Origin of the sequence: Novosphingobium sp., assembly GCF_040398825.1 — a bacterium.
Lineage (GTDB): Bacteria > Pseudomonadota > Alphaproteobacteria > Sphingomonadales > Sphingomonadaceae > Novosphingobium.
In genome coordinates this window covers 1-14,258 of the sequence record NZ_JBBATI010000057.1, presented here as the reverse complement: position 1 = coordinate 14,258, position 14,258 = coordinate 1, and the positions used below count along the sequence as shown (strand labels likewise).

At 66.6% G+C, this 14,258-nt stretch carries 12 protein-coding genes and 1 tRNA gene; 1 reads left to right on the top strand and 12 read right to left on the bottom strand.

Going from position 1 to position 14,258, the window contains the following annotated elements:
• Positions 1-93: 93 nt before the first annotated feature.
• The 9 genes from ABWP89_RS17940 to ABWP89_RS17900 form a co-directional block, all read right to left on the bottom strand.
• Positions 94-1,020 carry an NAD-dependent epimerase/dehydratase family protein gene (locus ABWP89_RS17940; RefSeq protein ID WP_353231014.1) on the bottom strand — a complete coding sequence of 309 codons (927 nt, stop codon included), beginning with the start codon at positions 1,018-1,020 and terminating at the stop codon, positions 94-96.
• A complete protein-coding gene (proB, locus tag ABWP89_RS17935; protein WP_353231013.1) occupies positions 1,020-2,171 on the bottom strand; it encodes a glutamate 5-kinase in 1,152 nt (383 codons plus the stop codon). The genes ABWP89_RS17940 and proB overlap by 1 nt, the downstream gene beginning before the upstream one ends.
• Before the next feature lie 87 nt (positions 2,172-2,258).
• Positions 2,259-3,314 (bottom strand): GTPase ObgE, encoded by a 1,056-nt coding sequence (gene obgE / locus ABWP89_RS17930; protein ID WP_353231012.1) that lies wholly within the window; start codon positions 3,312-3,314, stop codon positions 2,259-2,261.
• Positions 3,315-3,472: 158 nt separating this feature from the next.
• Positions 3,473-3,548: transfer RNA gene (locus ABWP89_RS17925), tRNA-Ala, on the bottom strand.
• Positions 3,549-3,721: 173 nt separating this feature from the next.
• On the bottom strand, positions 3,722-4,573 hold the full coding sequence (locus ABWP89_RS17920) for a hypothetical protein (protein ID WP_353231011.1): 852 nt from the start codon (positions 4,571-4,573) through the stop codon (positions 3,722-3,724).
• Between the two features lie 190 nt (positions 4,574-4,763).
• The gene (locus ABWP89_RS17915; protein WP_353231010.1) at positions 4,764-5,507 is read right to left on the bottom strand and encodes a Bax inhibitor-1/YccA family protein; all 744 of its coding nucleotides are present in this window, start codon (positions 5,505-5,507) and stop codon (positions 4,764-4,766) included.
• A 153-nt stretch (positions 5,508-5,660) separates the two neighbouring features.
• Positions 5,661-6,482: a pyrroline-5-carboxylate reductase family protein gene (locus ABWP89_RS17910; protein ID WP_353231009.1), complete on the bottom strand. Its 822-nt coding sequence runs from the start codon at positions 6,480-6,482 to the stop codon at positions 5,661-5,663.
• A 45-nt stretch (positions 6,483-6,527) separates the two neighbouring features.
• Complete coding sequence (locus tag ABWP89_RS17905; protein ID WP_353231008.1) at positions 6,528-7,031, bottom strand: type III secretion system chaperone family protein; 504 nt, start codon at positions 7,029-7,031, stop codon at positions 6,528-6,530.
• Positions 7,032-7,284: 253 nt separating this feature from the next.
• Positions 7,285-7,533 carry an SPOR domain-containing protein gene (locus tag ABWP89_RS17900; protein WP_353231016.1) on the bottom strand — a complete coding sequence of 83 codons (249 nt, stop codon included), beginning with the start codon at positions 7,531-7,533 and terminating at the stop codon, positions 7,285-7,287.
• 625 nt (positions 7,534-8,158) lie between these two features.
• On the opposite strand from ABWP89_RS17900, the gene ABWP89_RS17895 reads away from it, so the two are divergent.
• A complete protein-coding gene (locus tag ABWP89_RS17895; protein ID WP_353231015.1) occupies positions 8,159-8,383 on the top strand; it encodes a pentapeptide repeat-containing protein in 225 nt (74 codons plus the stop codon).
• A gap of 1,729 nt (positions 8,384-10,112) precedes the next feature.
• Here ABWP89_RS17895 and ftsZ read toward each other — a convergent pair.
• The 3 genes from ftsZ to ABWP89_RS17880 all read right to left on the bottom strand — a co-directional run bounded on the left by ftsZ (position 10,113) and on the right by ABWP89_RS17880 (position 14,142).
• A complete protein-coding gene (ftsZ, locus tag ABWP89_RS17890; RefSeq protein WP_353231007.1) occupies positions 10,113-11,609 on the bottom strand; it encodes a cell division protein FtsZ in 1,497 nt (498 codons plus the stop codon).
• Positions 11,610-11,806: 197 nt separating this feature from the next.
• On the bottom strand, positions 11,807-13,090 hold the full coding sequence (ftsA, locus tag ABWP89_RS17885) for a cell division protein FtsA (protein ID WP_353231006.1): 1,284 nt from the start codon (positions 13,088-13,090) through the stop codon (positions 11,807-11,809).
• A gap of 23 nt (positions 13,091-13,113) precedes the next feature.
• Positions 13,114-14,142, bottom strand: coding sequence for a cell division protein FtsQ/DivIB (locus ABWP89_RS17880; RefSeq protein WP_353231005.1), 1,029 nt, complete (start codon positions 14,140-14,142; stop codon positions 13,114-13,116).
• Positions 14,143-14,258: the final 116 nt, after the last annotated feature.

Here is a 14,258-nt window from a genome sequence, read left to right as displayed (position 1 = left end):
CCGACCACCACAGCATGATGGTATCATTGGTGGTCGGGCGGGGAGGCGGGGCGGGCGGTCTGCGTGCACGTCAGTGCAGCTTCAGATGAACCCCTACAACCAGCCCTGATCCAGATACCACGCCGCCGTGGCATGCAGGCCCAGCCCGGTTTCCACTTGCGGGGTCCAGCGGCCGGGCGGCGGTGCCATGCCGGCGCTGGCGGTCCAGTCGGGGTGGCACATATAGCCCACGCGGTCCAAAGTCAGCTTTGCGCGATCCTTGCGCACCGCGTGATCGGCGCGCGCCACCCACTGCAACAGCCGGCGCGGCAGTGGCAGCGCGATCGCGCGCCGCCCCACCGCCATGCCGATCGCGCGCGCCAGTTCGACATGGGTCCAGCCTCCCGGGCGCCCATCGTCGGGTTCAAAATTCAACCCCGTCACGTCTTCGCCGCCGGGCACCAGCGCCAGCAGCAGCGCCGCCAGATCAGCCACATGGATCAGCGACATGCGGCCACCGGGCGGCAACGGTACAATCCCGCGCCGCGCCAGCTTGAACAGTTCAAACATCTCGGTATCGCGCGGGCCATAGACCGCTGGTGGCCGCACGATCGTCCAATCCAGGCTGGATGCAGCGACAATGCGTTCACCCTTGCGCTTTGAAGCGCCATAGACCGACAATTGCGGTTCGCGCGCCGACAGCGACGACACCTGGATGAACCGGTTGACCCCGGCCTCCAGCGCGGCGTTGACCACGTTCAGCGTGCCCTGCACATTGCCCAGCTCAAAACCCGCAGGGTCCGGCGTATTGACCACCCCGGCGATGTGGATGACCGCGCTGGCGCGCGCGACCAGCCGCCGCAACGCGCGTTCATCGGCCAGATCACCCTGCACCCATTCCACCCCGCTGCGCGGTTCCTGCCGACGCCGCGCCAAGGCGCGCACATCCAGCCCGGCCGCGGCCGCCGCCTCCAGCATGGCGTGGCCGACAAACCCGGTCGCGCCGGTCACCGCCAGCAGACCCGGTTGGCGTGTCGCCATTACACCAGCACCAGCTGATCGCGGTGAATCAGCGCGGAACGCGGTGCGTAGCCCAGAATTTCGGCATGATCGCGGCTGCTGCGCCCGGCCAGCGCGGCGCATTCAGCAGCATCGTATTCTGACAGCCCGCGCGCCAGCACGTCCCCCGCCGGGCCGACCACTGCAATCGCATCGCCGCGCACAAACGCGCCATCGACCCGCACCACCCCGGCCGCCAGCAGACTGGCACCCTGGGTCAGTGCCCGCGCGGCCCCGGCATCGACATGCACCGTACCACGCAACCGCATGCGCCCGCCCAGCCACGCCTTGCGCGCGCCCCAGGCCTTTTCCGCTCCACGGCGCGGGCGCGGCAGAAACAGTGTGCCCCGGCCGCCATCCAGCGCGGTGGCAACGGGCGACTGTGGCCGGCCATCGATGATCGCCAGCGCCATGCCCGCCATCGTGGCGATCTCTGCCGCCTGCAATTTCGATGTCATGCCGCCCGATCCCAGCCCCGATGACGACCCGCCGGTGGCCATCGCGCGGATTTCCGGGGTCACCCGCCGCACCACCGGAATGCGCACCGCGGCCGGATCGCGCGGATCACGATCATACAGCCCGTCGATATCCGACAGCAGCAACACCGCGCTCGCCCCCGCGGCCTGGCCAACCCGCGCAGCCAGCCGGTCGTTGTCGCCAAAGCGGATTTCCTGGGTGGCGACGGTATCGTTTTCGTTGATCACCGGCACCGCCCCGCGCGCCAGCAAAGTGCCCAGCGTGGCCGTGACATTCAGCCAGCGGCGTCGATCCTCCAGATCATCCAGCGTCAGCAGCACTTGCGCCGCGGTCACGCCATGGCCCGCAAACAGGTCGGCCCACACCCCGGCCAGCGCGATCTGCCCGACCGCAGCGGCGGCCTGCGCATCGGCCAGACTGCCACGCCCGCCGCGGGCCAGCCCCAGCCGCCGTGCGCCCAGCGCGATCGCGCCCGATGACACCACCAGCACCTGTTGCCCGCGTGTGCGGGCGGCGGCCAGTTCGGCCACCAGCGCGTGCAGCCATGCGCGGCGCGGTTCCCCATCATCCCCCACCAGCAGCGCCGACCCGACCTTGACAACCAGGCGCGGGGTCAGTGCGGGATCGGCGAAATGGGAAAGCTGGGCAATGGTCATCACGGCTTTTCGCGTTGGTTGACGGCGGGAAACGGGATGGCGGGTATCAGGTCTGGCAGCAATGCCAACCGCGCACGAACGCCACGGTCAATAGGGCGACCATGGCGTACGGTTGTCCTCATCCTCGATCTCGCCGGCTGGCCGCTCGGTCGCGGTCGCGGCGGGCAGATGGTCCAGCACCGCATCCAGCAGCGCATCCATGCCCGCACCCGTCGCGCCCGAAATCGGAAACACCCGGGTCGCCCCGGCCGCGATCAATTCGGCGGCGAACGCGCGCACCAGTTCGGCGTCGACCAGGTCGATCTTGTTGAGCACGATCAGGCGTGGCTTTTCATCCAGCCCGGCGCCATAGTTGGCCAGTTCATCGGCAACGATGTGCATCGCCTCCACCGGGTCGGTGCCATGGATATCGACCAGATGAATCAGCACCCGGCAGCGTTCGATATGGCCCAGAAAACGGTCGCCGATGCCCGCGCCTTCGGCCGCGCCGGCAATCAGCCCGGGAATATCGGCCAGCACAAATTCGCGGTTGCGGTGCCGCACCACGCCCAATTGTGGCCGCGTGGTGGTAAAGGCATAGGCGCCGACTTTGGCGCCGGCATTGCTGATCTGGTTGATGAAGGTGGATTTTCCCGCATTCGGCAGCCCCACCAGCCCGGCATCGGCCAGCAGTTTCAACCGCAGCCACACCCACATTTCCGCACCCGGCCAGCCCGGACCGGATTGACGCGGCGCGCGATTGGTGGATGATTTGAAACTGGCATTGCCGCGGCCGCCATCGCCACCGCGCAACAGCACCACCCGCACGCCCGGTTCGACCAGATCCAGCAGAACGGTTTCCTGATCATCGTCCAGCACTTGCGTGCCGATCGGGACCTTGATCACCAGATCATCGCCGCCCGCGCCGGAACGGTCCTTGCCCATGCCGCCCATGCCGCGCTGTGCTTTGAAATGCTGGGTATAGCGAAAATCGATCAGCGTGTTGAGACCGGGGATCGCTTCAAAAATGATGTCGCCGCCCTTGCCCCCGACACCGCCGTCAGGGCCGCCATATTCCACGTATTTTTCCCGCCGAAAGCTGACCGCCCCCGGGCCGCCGCCGCCGGAACGAATGAAGATTTTGGCCTGGTCGAGAAAATGCATGGTGTTTGTCCGGTAATCGGCAGCGAAATTGCGTGGCTGCGCGTGAACTCCGCTGCGACATGTCGCACCTGAGCCTTATGTGCAAATTGCAGGTTGGTCTATCACGCCTGTTGCATGGCCGGCTGGTCGCGCCGATACGCTGCGGGATATCGGAACGCTGGTGGAGCCGAGGGGGATCGAACCCCTGACCTCGTCATTGCGAACGACGCGCTCTCCCATCTGAGCTACGGCCCCGTTCCAGTGTCCCGCCGACCCTTGCCATGGGCCCATCACGGGACCGGGCGGCAACAATCGGGAGGCGCGCCAATAGCCTATCGCGCCGCCCTTTGCCAAGCCCTGGCCGGAAAATTTCTGACAGGCACCACACCGACAGCCGCGATACCTGGCGGGAACTTGCCCTGCGCCGATCAGGGAGTGGCCAGCGGGCCGGTACCGACCGCCGGGTTGGTAATGACCGGGCCATAGACCGGCGCGCCGGGCGCAACCACCGGCCGGGCAGGTACGGTGGTGCCGAACGGCGTGCCATCAGGCGCGACCGGGCGCGGCGGCGGTTCCTGCGCCATCTGTTCGACCCGCACGCGCCCGACGCGACCGTATTTTTCCTCCCACGCCGCCAGCGCATTGCGATATTTGTCATAGCGTTCGTAAAAATCATCGAACACTTTTTCGATCACCGGCACTTTGGCGGCGGCAAAGGTGGCAAGCTGGTCCGGCCCCATAGCCGCGCCATCGATCATCGCCTGGTCAACCACATCGCAAAATTCCGACATCGTCGGCGGTAACGCATAGTGGTTGTACAGCATGGTCAGATAATCATCGCGCAGCGTTTCACCGCCGCGGCCATAACGGTCGCGAAATTCGCGGTCCATGCGGTCATAGACCGATTTCAACGGCTTTGCATTGCGATCAAGGAACTGACGATAGCGCGCCAGAATGCCAACGTGACGCGGTTCGCGGCAGTCGAGCGCGGCCACGGTATAGGCAGAACGCAGGTTCCAGATAACCTGGTTGATCGAAACCTTGCGATTGACCGATTCGCGCGTGCCATCGCTGTCGACCTGCGGAATGATCAGGTTGGGCGCGGAACCATCGGGCGGCACCGGCTTGTCCGGGATCACCACGACCGGCGGCGGTGGGGGCGGCGGTGGCGGCGCCGGCGGCGGTTTGGGGGCGCACGATGCCAGCGCCTGCGCCAGCGCCAGCGTCAGTACCGCCGCACCCAGATGGCGCCGCCGGCCGGGCGCGGCACGGCTATTCAACGCGGCAGCCGGCACAGCGCCAGCCCGGTGCGGTCGTTGCGGCAATCGATCACCCTTGGTCACGGTCAGCGGCACTCCCAGCGTTTGTGCGGTTACGCATGAACCATGCCACGGCGCAAGTTTCAAACAAACACCCGGCGGGATAAGGTCCCGCCGGGTGTGTAAGGTTTGCGGTAGGGTGTAAAGCGCGTCAGCGGCGATCGCCCATAAAGCGCAGCAGCATCAGGAACATGTTGATGAAGTCCAGATAAAGCTGCAACGCGCCCAGCACGACCGCTTTGCCCGCCATGTCTGACCCTGCAACATAGCTGTACTGTTCCTTCAACCGTTGCGTGTCATAGGCAGTCAGCCCGGCAAAAATCAGCACGCCCAGAAAGCTGATGCCATACGACAGGCCCGGCGAATGCAGGAACAGGTTGACCAGCGACGCGATCAGGATGCCGACCAGGCCCATGATCAGAAACGTGCCAAAGCCCGACAGGCTTTTCTGCGTGGTATAGCCAAACAGGCTGAGCCCGGCGAACGCGCCCGCGGTGGCAAAAAACGTCACCGCGATCGACGGCCCGGTATAGATCAGAAAGATCGACGACAGCGACAGCCCCATGGCCACGCTGAACGCCCAGAACAGCGTGCGCATGGTGGTGGTCGACAGCTTGTTGACGCCAAAGCTCATCACCATCGTGAACGCCAGCGGCGACAGCGCGATCAACCAGCGCAGCGGGGACGTCAGCACCGCCTCTGCCATGCCGGAAACGGCAAAGCCCAGCGCAACGATGCCCGACAGCAAAATGCCGGACGCCATGTAATTGTAGATCGAAAGCATGTGGCGGCGCAGCCCGGCGTCATAGACGGTGCTATTTCCCCAGGTGCCAGTCAGGCTCGGAGACGCGCCGAATCCAGCCTGTGTGGGCTGAGGGTCGTTCCAGTTTGCCATGTGAGTCCAGTCTCCGTTCACGGGCCAGGATCTGGCCCATAGCGACAATATCGTCCCGGTTGCGTTTGCTTTCAAGCGAAACCGGTCAAAATTTGTCGTACCACTGGTGCAATTACCGGGTGCTGAACGAACCGATGCGGCTTTGGCGGATAATTACGCGCCCCCGGCCCCTTCACGCGCACGCGCCACCGCCTCTGCGGTCATTGCCGCGCTGCGGTCGCGGGCGCCGCGCAAGGTGTCTTCCATCAATCGCGCCAGCCGGTCATCGGCATCCAGCACGTCCAGCCCGATCTGGGTCACGCCGCCCGGGCTCGCCACGCGCCGCGCCAGTTCCGCCGGGCTGTGCGGCGATGCCGCGGCCAGCAGGCTGGCGCCCTCGACCATCGCCAGCGCCAGCCGATCGGCCTGATCGCGCGGCAAACCCAGCGCCGCCGCCCCGCCGGCCAGCGCATCGATCACGCGATAAACAAACGCCGGGCCCGATCCCGCCAGCGCCGTGACCAGATCCATGTCCGATTCCCGGTCCAGCCATTCGGCCGCCCCCAGCGGGGCCATCAGCGCAGCGGTCTGCGCACGGGCAGCGCCAGTGGCATCACCAAACAGTGCGATCGGCGATTTTCCCAGCGCCGCGGCCAGATTGGGCATGACCCGCACAATCGCCTGCGCCCCGGGGAATGCGGCGCGCAAGGTGGCCAGATCAACCCCCGCCAGAATCGACAGCACCAGCGTATGCGCGCCAATCGTGGGCCCCACCGCTGCGGCCGCCACCGGCAACTGGTGCGGTTTGAAACCCAGCAGCACGACATCGGCCGGTGGTTCGCCCACCGGCGCGGCCGCCACCAGCCGCACCCCGTCGGGCGCAGCATCCAGCCATGGGTCGATCACGGTAAAGCTGGCCGGATCAAACCCTTTGGCAAGCCACCCGGCGAGCATCGCCCCGCCCATATTGCCGCAACCGAACTGGAAAATGCGCAAGGCCGGCCCCTGTCGTTGTGAATGGGTCACGCGAAAAAGGCGCGGTTACGCCTCACCCGCGGCATCGACCAGCGCACTGGCCAGCGCATCGGCCGGGCTTTTGTCACCCCACAGGATGAACTGGAACGCGGGATAGAAACGGTCGCATTCGTCGACCGCCGCCTCAATCGCGGATTGCGCCTGGCCCAGGCTGAGCAAGCCTTCATCACCCAGCATCAACCCATGCCGGTACAACAGCACACTGCCATTGGACCACATGTCGAAATGCCCGACCCAGACCTGTTCGTTGATCAGCGCCATCACTTCCCACACCGCTGCACGCTTGTCATCGGGCACGCGAATGTCGGGCAGGCACAGCATCTGCAACACGTGATCTTCTTCGCGCCAGATGCAGCGGATCTGGTAATTGGCCCAAGACCCCTGAATTTCGCCGTGAATTTCATCGTCGGACACGAATTCGAACGGCCAGCCGCGCGCTTCGAACAGCGACGCAAGCATGTCGACGGGCGCGGCGTCATCGCGTTCGCCAGTATCTTGGGCAGTCCGCATCATCGCCACTCCAGTACAACGGCCAGGACATTGGCGCAACCACCGCAGGCACCAGTCAAGTCATGCACCACAACCCGACCAGCCCCGCCAACTTGGCGCGACCACCCATCGCGAAGGCGGACCAGATCGGCAATCGCAACGCGCCCCAGCCTTGGGCATAACGTGACAACCCTGTGCAAAACCTGTGGACACCTGCCCCGCGGCCACGCTGTCATGCCGCATCATCAGCCGATGGCGGCCGTGCCGCCGCGGTTCAGGGCAGTGCCATGGTATCGACCGCCTGCCCCGCCGGGCTGGTCCATTCAAAGCCTGCCACGCCATCCTTGCGCAATTCGGCAATGAAATCCTGCGCATCGGCATCGCTGTCGAACGGCCCGGTCAGCAGGCGGAAATTGCTGCGCCACGGGGTCAGATAGGGTTTGTGCCCCTTCAGCGTACGCGCCTTGCGGACCAGGTTGCGCCATTCGCCGGGGATCTTGTCACGATCACCCGCGGTCAGCACTTGCACCCAGATGCGGCTGGCATAGCGGGCATGGCGCCCGGGCTTGGCTGCTTCGGCATCCTTGTCCGCCGCTTTGGCATCCTTGTCGGTTGTTTTGGCGTCGCCATTCTTTCCGCGACCCTTTCCGGTGGTGGCGGCTTTGGTCTTGCCCTTGCTGTCCGCCGGGGTGTCGCTATCGCGCGATACGCCGCCCGGCGCGTCGGGACGATCGCCCTGCGCGGTGCTGTCACAGGTTTCACTGTCGGCCACATCCGCCTTGCCCGTTTTGCGCGATTTGCCCCCCTTTGCGGATTTTGATCGGGACTCGCTGGCCTTTTTGCTGGCGCGGGTGTTGGTTGCGGCCTTGCCCTTGCGGGATTTGGCCCCGGCTTTGCCAGGCGTCGCGGGTTTGCAGGGCGCCAGCGCCCGTTTCAGGGCTTCATCGCGGGCGGCCTTGCTGCCGGCTTTCGGGCTGTCGGCATTTTGCTCGGCCTTGGCGGTCGGCTTTGGCTCCGCTGCCCGGGCCTTACCGGATTTGGACTGGCCGGATTTCGACTGGCTGGATTTGGACTCGCTGGCCTTGTCTGCCGCGCGGGCGGTGTCGCCGGCGTCGGCGTCGCTGGCAGACTTGTCCTTGCCGGGCGGTATGCGGCCGGAACCGGCACGGCTGGTCTTGTCCGCCCCAACCTTATCCGCCCCAACCTTATCCGGCGCTGCCTTATCAGGCGCAGCCTTATCAGGCGCAGCCTTATCAGGCGCAGCCTTATCAGGCGCAGCCTTTTCCGGCACGGTTTTGACGGCCACGGCCTTGGCAGTGGCCGGTTTGCTGCTGGTGCCGGCGCTGATTGCCGGTTTTTCGGGCGGAGCCTGAATGTCGGCCGGTTTCGCCGGCGCGGCCGGAACGGGCTGAACCACTGCATGCTGGCCCTCTGCCACTGCGGCAGTGGCGACCGGCACAACGGCGGTGGCAGCCGGTACACTTGCTGGCGCGGCGGGCGGGGCAATCGGGGCCACGACAACCGGCGCTGGAACGACCGGCGGTGCAGCTGCAGCCACCACGACGGCAGGCGCCGGGGTTGGCGCCACAGCGGTCCGCGCGGCAACCGCCGGGCGCGGCGCAGGCGGCAGATCCAGCAGCGACAGCACGGGCGGGCGGGGCACGCCGGGCGCAGGCGGCGGGACAGTGCGCGCGGGCGCAGTGGCAACCACGATTGCCGGCGCCGCGCCGCCTTTCGCGATCTGCGCCAGATCGAACGTGGCGGACGGGGTCGTCGTGCGGCTGGCGGCCGGCGCCACCGGCGGCGCAACCGATGCCGCCACAGACGACGGGGCGGGTTTGCCAGCGGTCGGTGCGGCGGATGCCAGCACGGCCGCGCGCGGCGGGGTAATCGCCGCCAGCACCGGCGGTGGCGGCGGCGCGGGCAGCACAATTTCGGGCGGCACCACGGGGCCGGCCACCATGACCGGGGGCGCCGGAGTGTTGCCATGGCGCCGTTTGGCGCGGTCGCCACGCGCATCTTTGGCCACTGGCGCGGCGCTGGCCAGCGCGGCGACCGGCGCCGGCGCGGGGGTCAGCGGCACACGCGGATGCGCAGCGGTATAGGCCATCACCGCCGGATCATCCCGACCGACATCTGCCGCACGGGGAAAGCGTCCCAGACTGGCCGCAGCCGCCTGCTGCGCCGGGGTCAGCCGCACCATGAACCGCAGATAGGGCCCGACCGACGCGGCCAGATCGGGCGGCATCGTTGCATGCGCCACACTGACCGCCTCATCACCGCGGCCGGCAATCGCCAGCACAAAAATATGCGCGCGCCAGGCGGCGCGATCCTGGCGTTGCAACAGCGGCAACAGCGCCAGATCGGCACCGCGACGATCGCCGCCGATAGCCAGGCTGACCGCCTTGCGCCGGATCGCCTCATCGCGCGCCGGGCTGTCCGCAGTGCCGTCCACCACGCGGCGGTATTGCGCGATGGCCGCCGCATTGTCGCCAGCCAGATCGTAGGCCAGGCCACGATCGGCGGCAAAGCCGGCAGGATCGGCACCCAGGCGTTCGGCATCGGCATACCAGCGCAGGGCGTCGACCGGATTGTCCAGATTCAGCCGCGCCTGCGCGATCGCCAGTTTGACACGCGCATTGCCGGGCGAAACCTGATCGGCGCGGGTGAAAAAACCCAGTGCGGCATCGTTGTCGCCCAGCGCAATCGCGGCATTCCCGGCTTCGAGCAGGGCATCGACATTGCGCGGGTCTTTGGCCAGCCGCCCCAGTGCGGCGTTGAGCGCGCGGCCCGCGCTGGGCGCGGTCGGTTCGACCACGGCATGCGACACGCCCGACGGTTCAGCGCTGTCCTGTGCGGCGGCAATGGCCGGTTGTACAAGCGCAAGCGCCTGTAACGCCAACGCCGCCTGCACAACGATGGCGCAGCGGCGAAGCCAGACGGGCGTAAAGGCGAACCGAATCATTGTCAGCGCCTCTAACCGATATGCACGCATGCGACGGGGCGATGCGATGGATCCTGCCCCCAGCCCGACGAACTGCGCAGGCGGCGGGGCCAGCCAGCCGTGGCGGTCACGGCGGGGTGGTGCCCCGCCGTCACGCCCTACTGGTTGTTTTGCCGGCCCAGAAAGCGCGGAATGTTCAGCGCCTTACCTTCCTCGTCGGTGGCATCTTCATCGGCCGGGCGGGTGCCGCGCGACAGATTGGCCATGCGTTCGAACAGCGTGGAATTGCCCGGTGCGGGCCGCGCCGGTTCCGCCTGATCGGTTCCGGCCCGACCAAACCGGGGCATTCCGCCCGCCGGTGGCGCAGCATCGTGCGGCGCGGCATCGGCATGGCCCGCATCAGCCTCGTGCACGTCGCTGTGCTCACTCAGGTCAAGCGTCAGATCGAGCGGTTCATCGCGCGGCGCTACGACGGGCGGCGGCGCAACTGCGACAGGAGGCGTCGGTTCCGGCGCGGCAGGCGCGGGATCGGGCCGGGCCTCTGCCACCGGGGCCGGCGGAGTGACTGGCGGCGGCGGGGTGACTGCGGCGCGCTGGGCAATGCCCGACGGCGCGCCCGAACCGGGGAAAGCCGGCCCGCGTGAGCCGCTGGCAAACGCCGGGCGCGCGGCAATTTCGGCCTGTTCGCTGGTCTGTTCGATGCCGGTTGCCACCACCGAAACGCGGATCTTGCCGTCCAGGTCGGGGTTGAACGCCGATCCCCAGATGATGTTGGCATTGGGGTCGACCAGTTCGCGGATATGGTTGGCCGCCTCGTCGACTTCGAGCAGTTTCATGTCGTCGCCGCCGATGATCGAGATGATCACACCCTTGGCGCCCTGCATCGACACGCCATCGAGCAGCGGATTGGCAATCGCGCGCTCTGCGGCTTCCAACGCGCGGTGCGGGCCTTCGCCTTCGCCGGTGCCCATCATCGCCTTGCCCATTTCGCCCATGACCGAGCGCACATCGGCAAAATCGAGGTTGATGAGGCCAGGCATGACCATCAGGTCGGTGATCGACCGCACGCCCTGCTGCAACACTTCGTCGGCCAGGCCGAACGCCTCTTTAAAGGTGGTTTCCGCCTTGGCCACCAGAAACAGGTTCTGGTTGGGGATGACGATCAAGGTATCGACGTGCTTTTGCAGTTCTTCGATACCGGTTTCGGCGGCACGCATGCGGCGCGCACCTTCAAACAGGAACGGCTTGGTCACCACGCCGACGGTCAGCACGCCCTTGCGGCGCGCGGCTTCGGCAATCACCGGCGCGGCGCCGGTACCGGTGCCGCCACCCATGCCGGCAGCGATAAACACCATGTGCACGCCTTCAAGCGCGCGTTCGAGATCGGCCAGCGTTTCTTCGGCCGCGGCACGACCCACTTCGGGGCGGGCGCCCGCACCCAGCCCTTGCGTAATCGCGGGCCCGAGCTGGATGCGCGTATCCGCGATCGAATTGTTGAGCGCCTGGGCATCGGTGTTGACGACGATGAAATCGACACCTTCGATACCGGCGTTGATCATGTTGGCAATGGCGTTGCCACCCGCGCCACCGACGCCGATCACCGTGATGCGGGGCCGCAGTTCATCGATCGATGGCGGTCCGATGTTGATGCTCATGTCGGTCTCCCGGGTTCAGTGCGGGGCCTGGCCCCGAAAAATGACGCTGTGTGTAATCAATACCAGCTTTGGCACGGAATGTTTCGACTAACCAAAGGCAAAGAGCGCTTTTCCACAGATTGCATCGGCGGACACGCGGTGAACCGTGCGGATTTCATGGCTGGTTGCGGCACGGTGCCGCCGCAAACCCGCCATGATCAAAAGTATTCGCGCAATGCGCGCCAGATTCGCATGATCGCCGCAAACCAGCCGCTGCCGCCTTCGGGTTTCCAGCGCGGGCCAACGCTGCGAATGTCCACCGGTTCTGCCGCCGCATACAGCAACAGCCCGACCAGCGTCGATGAACTGGGGGTGGCATTGCCCGGCGGCAGCCCCAGCATGGTCGGCGGCGATCCGATCCGCACCGGACGGCCCAGCGCGCCCTGCGCAAAATCCGCCAGGCCCGGCATCTGTGCGCCGCCGCCGGTCAGCACCACCTGTTGCCCGCGCTGGCCGGTAAAGCCCATCGCCTTCAGCGATTTGCCGACTTCTTCGGTGAAATAGCCCAATTGCTGCGTGATCACCGAAATCAGTTCGGCACGCGGGATGCGGTTCTTGTCATCGGCATGGCGCGCCACCGGCCCGCCGCCTTCGGGATCGCCAGGGGCGTTGACCGGGATCATCTCGCGGTGGTCGGCCGGGCTGGCGATGGCCGATCCCGACATGCATTTCAGCCGTTCGGCCTGATAGCGTCGGATGCCGAATGCCGATGCGATCGCATCGGTGATATCGCCCGATCCAAACGGAATGACCTGCATCCCCAGCACCATACCCGACGCATAGACCGACACCGTGGTCACCTCTGCGCCAAACTCGATCAGCGCCACGCCGATTTCGCGTTCTTCGGGCGTCAGGCAGGCATGTCCAGTGGCCACGGGTGATCCGACCACCGCCTCCACCCGCAGATGCGCCTGTTCGACGGTTTCCTTCAGATTGCGGATCGGCGCGCCATCGGCCAGCATGACATGGATATCCACCGCCAGCCGTTCGGCATGCAACCCGCGCGGGTTGGGCACGCCATGTGCGCCATCCAGCGTGTAATGCGCCGGCTGGGCATGCAGCACTTGCCGGCCTTCGGGCTGGATCACTTCACGCGCGGTGATCAGCAGGTGTTCGATATCATCCTGTTCAATCCGCCGGCCGCCGATGTCCACTTCGACCCGCGCGGTGCTGCTGGCCAGCCCCGCCCCGGCACAGCCGATCCACACCGACTGGACCGAGGCATTGGCCATCTTTTCGGCGCGTTCGATCGCATCGCGCACGCAATGCGTGGCCGCCACCATATCGATGACATAACCGCGCTTGATCCCGGCCGAGGCGCGATGCCCCGATCCCAGCACGACCAGATCGCCTGTCTCCGCCAGCCCGGCGATCATCGCCGAGGTGCGGAACGAGCCGATATTGACGGCGGCAAAAACTTTGGTGATGCGCGGCAGGGCCATCGGCTGGTGTCAAACTTTCCGCATCAGTCGTGCGCCGTCGGGGTGGAGTGGGGTGTGCTGGCGGCGTGGGGTGTGCTGGCAGCATGCTGTGCGGCATGCGTGGCCGGGCCATCCGCGCCGGCGGCGTGTGTTGCGCGTGCCAGCGCGGCAGCCTTGGCCTGCGCCACGATCAGCTCGCCATGGCCTGGCACGCGCAGATAGATCCGGTCGGGCACGCGCATGTCGAACGCGGTCACTTTCCCGCCCAGCAGCCGATCAACGCCATCCATCCGCGCGAACGACACCAGCGCGGCGGCGCTTTCATCATCGCCTTCGGGCAAAGCCAGTTCCTGACGGGTCTTGAAGGTCAGGTTCCAGCGCCGGTTGCCGACCCATTCGGCCTCTGCCACTTGCGTCCGCAGCGCGGGCGCCGCGTCCAGCAGCACGTCCAGCGCCGGCACCTTGGTTTCCGCGCCTTTGCCGGTCAGCGTCAGCATGCCCCTTGCACGTGACGGTGGCACGGTTTCCAGTTCGTGCCCGGTTTCATCGATCAGGTCGAAATGCCCGCCATTGCGCAGCACCGCATGGGCTGTGCGTTCCACCACATCGACCACCAGCGTATCGGGCAATTGCCGCGACACGCGCGCATCCTTGACCCACGACAGCGCCAGCAGATCGTTGCGCAGCGCCGCCAGATCAAGCCGCGACATCACCTGGTCGCGCTGCCCCAGCACCTTTTCATAGATCGCCAGTTCGTTCATGCGGTTGACGCCGCGCACCTCCACCCGCTTGACCCGGAATCCGATCTCGCCCGACAGCACCGCGATGTGCTGCTCCACCATCGCCGGCACGCCAACCATGGCCGCCACCGCGATCGCCACCGCCATGACCGTGCCGACAATCGCCATGATCATCAGCCGGTGCAGCGTGTCATCCGACACCGGCAACCAGCGCATCGCCTGATCGACCATATTGCCGGTCTGTTTGCGCGCGCTGGCGACCTTGGTGCGGGCCTTGCGCGTGGCGGTAGAGCGCCGCACCCCTTTGCCGCCACGGCGGATCGTCTGGGCCATGTCAGCGCGGCTCCTGTGTGTGCGGGTGTTGCGTCAGCGCTTCAGAGTCTGTTTCGGAAGTGCCACCCACCGCCCCGCACCCCCGGCCCAACCGCCCAGTTAAGGTACCCTGTGGG

What these genes read in the sequence shown, in the direction of transcription:
- ABWP89_RS17940 (WP_353231014.1), bottom strand. Translation starts at nt 1,020, where the DNA reads ATGGCGACACGCCAACCGGGTCTGCTGGCGGTGACCGGCGCGACCGGG.
- proB (WP_353231013.1), bottom strand. Translation starts at nt 2,171, where the DNA reads ATGACCATTGCCCAGCTTTCCCATTTCGCCGATCCCGCACTGACCCCG.
- obgE (WP_353231012.1), bottom strand. Translation starts at nt 3,314, where the DNA reads ATGCATTTTCTCGACCAGGCCAAAATCTTCATTCGTTCCGGCGGCGGC.
- ABWP89_RS17915 (WP_353231010.1), bottom strand. Translation starts at nt 5,507, where the DNA reads ATGGCAAACTGGAACGACCCTCAGCCCACACAGGCTGGATTCGGCGCG.
- ABWP89_RS17905 (WP_353231008.1), bottom strand. Translation starts at nt 7,031, where the DNA reads ATGCGGACTGCCCAAGATACTGGCGAACGCGATGACGCCGCGCCCGTC.
- ABWP89_RS17895 (WP_353231015.1), top strand. Translation starts at nt 8,159, where the DNA reads ATGCGGCCGGAACCGGCACGGCTGGTCTTGTCCGCCCCAACCTTATCC.
- ftsZ (WP_353231007.1), bottom strand. Translation starts at nt 11,609, where the DNA reads ATGAGCATCAACATCGGACCGCCATCGATCGATGAACTGCGGCCCCGC.
- ftsA (WP_353231006.1), bottom strand. Translation starts at nt 13,090, where the DNA reads ATGGCCCTGCCGCGCATCACCAAAGTTTTTGCCGCCGTCAATATCGGC.
- ABWP89_RS17880 (WP_353231005.1), bottom strand. Translation starts at nt 14,142, where the DNA reads ATGGCCCAGACGATCCGCCGTGGCGGCAAAGGGGTGCGGCGCTCTACC.